At 40.5% G+C, this 3,008-nt stretch carries 3 protein-coding genes; all 3 read left to right on the top strand.

What is annotated here, in order from left to right:
- The coding region (gene hutU / locus POF52_RS30810; protein ID WP_271998141.1) for a urocanate hydratase at positions 1–720 on the top strand (720 nt) is incomplete at its 5' end.
- Between the two features lie 19 nt (positions 721–739).
- On the top strand, positions 740–2,035 hold the full coding sequence (gene hutI / locus POF52_RS30805; protein ID WP_271998139.1) for an imidazolonepropionase: 1,296 nt from the start codon (positions 740–742) through the stop codon (positions 2,033–2,035).
- Entirely contained in the window at positions 2,010–2,993 is a 984-nt protein-coding gene (locus POF52_RS30800; RefSeq protein WP_271998136.1) for an agmatinase family protein, read from the top strand. Before hutI ends, POF52_RS30800 begins: the two co-directional genes overlap by 26 nt.
- Positions 2,994–3,008 lie beyond the last annotated feature (15 nt).

Below are 3,008 nucleotides of genomic sequence, written 5' to 3'. Positions count from 1 at the left end.
GCCATTGCTTTCGACTACGGAAATAATATTCGTCAAGTAGCGTTAGATGAAGGCGTAAAAGACGCGTTCAACTTTCCAGGTTTTGTACCTGCTTATATCCGTCCTCAATTCTGTGAAGGAAAAGGACCTTTCCGTTGGGTAGCTTTATCAGGTGATCCAGAAGATATTTACAAAACAGACGAAGTTATTTTACGTGAATTCTCATATAATACCCATCTTTGTAACTGGATTAAAATGGCGAGAGAAAAAATTGAATTTCAAGGATTACCGGCACGTATCTGTTGGTTAGGATATGGAGAACGCGCACGATTTGGAAAAATTATTAATGAAATGGTTGCATCTGGAGAACTTTCAGCACCTATTGTTATTGGTAGAGATCATTTAGATGCAGGGTCTGTTGCTTCGCCAAACCGCGAAACAGAAGCGATGAGAGACGGCAGTGATGCTGTAGCAGATTGGCCTATTTTAAATGCACTAGTTAATACAGCCGCAGGGGCAAGTTGGGTATCTGTTCACCATGGTGGTGGCGTAGGCATGGGATATTCTCTTCACGCAGGTATGGTCGTAGTAGCAGATGGTACGGAAGATGCGGCTAAACGTCTTGAACGCGTATTAACAACAGATCCTGGTATGGGGGTTGTTCGCCATTTAGATGCAGGCTATGAGTTAGCCATTCAAACAGCCAAGGAAAAAGGCATGAATATTCCAACATTGGACTAAAGGGAACGGAGTGAGTATTATGTCATCTATTACGTATATTAAACGTGCCTCACAACTGATTACAGTTAGAGGTGGAAGTAAAGAACCAAAACGTGCTCAAGATATGTCCGATATCGGTATTATCGAACATGGCAGTGTTGTAGTGGAAAATGGAATGATTACATTTGTTGGATCGGATGTTGAAGCAGAACTATATGTTCATACGTTGAATGGACATATCAATACGATTGATGCTTCAGGAAAAATTGTTACGCCAGGTCTAATCGATGCTCATACTCACATTGTGTTTGGGGGAAGTCGTGAAAAGGAACTAGAGATGCGATTAAACGGAGCTAAATATATTGATATTCTAAAAGCAGGCGGAGGAATTCTCCAAACAACAACAAGTACAAGAGAAGCTACAGAAGAGCAACTGATCCAAGAAACCTCTAAACGCCTGAATCGTTTTCTACAATATGGAGTTACGACGGTTGAAGCGAAAAGTGGATATGGTTTGACACTGGAAGATGAATTGAAACAGCTACGGGCAGCAAAAAAGCTAAATGAAAAACATCCTGTTGATTTAGTTTCTACTTTCATGGGCGCTCATGCTGTTCCAGTTGAATATAAAGAAAATCCAGACGAGTTTGTTCGTTTAGTGATAGAGGAAATGATTCCAAGAGTTGCAGAAGAAAATTTAGCTGAGTTTTGCGATGTTTTTTGTGAAGAAGGAGTCTTCACAGTTGAACAGTCGGAGCAAATTCTTGAGGCAGGAAAAGGCTACGGATTAAAGCCAAAAATACATGCAGATGAAATTGTTCAATTTGGCGGTGCAGAACTTGCAGCAAAAGTAGGAGCTGTTTCAGCCGACCATTTATTACAAGCATCCGATGAAGGTATTAAACAAATGGCTAAAAGTGGTGTTATTGCAGTCTTGTTGCCAGGTACAGCGTTCTTTTTAATGGAGAAGCCTGCGAATGCAAGAAAGATGATTGAAGCTGGAGTTCCGGTTGCCCTTTCAACTGATCGTAACCCAGGGTCATCACCTACTGAATCATTGCCTTTTATTATGAATCTAGCATGTCTTACGATGAAGATGACGCCAGCCGAAGTCCTAACAGCATGTACAATTAATGCAGCCCATGCCATTGGAAAAGCTGATGAAGTTGGAAGTATCGAAGTAGGAAAGAAAGGGGATCTTGTTTTATTTGATGCACCAAATTATCAAACGTTGCAGTATAACTATGCAGTGAACCTCGTAGATACTGTGATTAAAAAAGGACAAGTGATGGTGGAAGGTGGGGCTTTACGTGACGTACCCGTACCCACAACTTAATCGTCCCTCTTTTCATTGGGGAAGACAGCGTTCAACTGAACCTAAGGTAAGTGATTGGATCGAGACTTTTGAAGTGCAAGATGAAATAGATTTTCAAGCTGTAGATGTAACCGTTTTGGGAGTCCCTCTTTCGAGATCTTCTATTAGTGCCTCAGGGGCAAGTGAAACACCCCTTGCCATGAGACAACTATGGAAATCGTTTAATCCGTATCACATTGAATATGATACGGATTTGACCTCCTTATCGGTTTTAGATTTAGGCGATGTCAAACAGCATGTAACAGATATTTCACTTTCTCATCAGTATATTAAAGAAGCCATGATTTCAATGCGGAAATATCACCCCCATACACTGCCTATCATGTTAGGGGGAGATCATTCGATTACGGCTATGTTAGTAAAAGGCTGGAAAGAGTCGCATCCAGAACAACGTATAGGGATTCTTCAATTCGATACACATTTCGATTTACGCAGTTTAGAAGATAACGGACCATCAAATGGAACACCCATTCGAAACCTAATTGAGAGTGGTACCGTTGAAGGCAAAAACGTTTGGAATATTGGCCTCCATGGGTTTTATAACTCTAAAGCTCTCAAAGAGTATGCAGATACCCACAAGGTTAATTACGTGACCTTACTTCAAGCTAGAAAAACAGGAATCTCTAATACAGTTGAAAAAGCCTTAGACGATTTAGCTAAGAAAGTGGATGTCATTTATCTTACAGTAGATATGGATGTTCTTGATATCGCTTATGCCCCTGGTGTACCAGCAGGAACTACAGGAGGAATGAGAACGGATGAACTGTTCGAAGCGATATATATTGCTGGTTCACACCCATTAGTCCAAGCGATGGATATTGTATGTTTAGATCCCTTACGTGATAAATCAGGAATTACTGTTAAAGCAGGAGTTCATGTATTCTTGAATTTTTTAACAGGCTTTGCAAATAGAAAATAAAATATTAATTTCCTT

The sequence above is a fragment of the Priestia sp. AB genome, from assembly GCF_028369225.1.
GTDB lineage: Bacteria > Bacillota > Bacilli > Bacillales > Bacillaceae_H > Priestia > Priestia megaterium.
Note: the sequence above shows the minus strand (reverse complement) of the source record. Positions and strands in the feature narration are given on the sequence as shown.

What these genes read in the sequence shown, in the direction of transcription:
- hutI (WP_271998139.1), top strand. Translation starts at nt 740, where the DNA reads ATGTCATCTATTACGTATATTAAACGTGCCTCACAACTGATTACAGTT.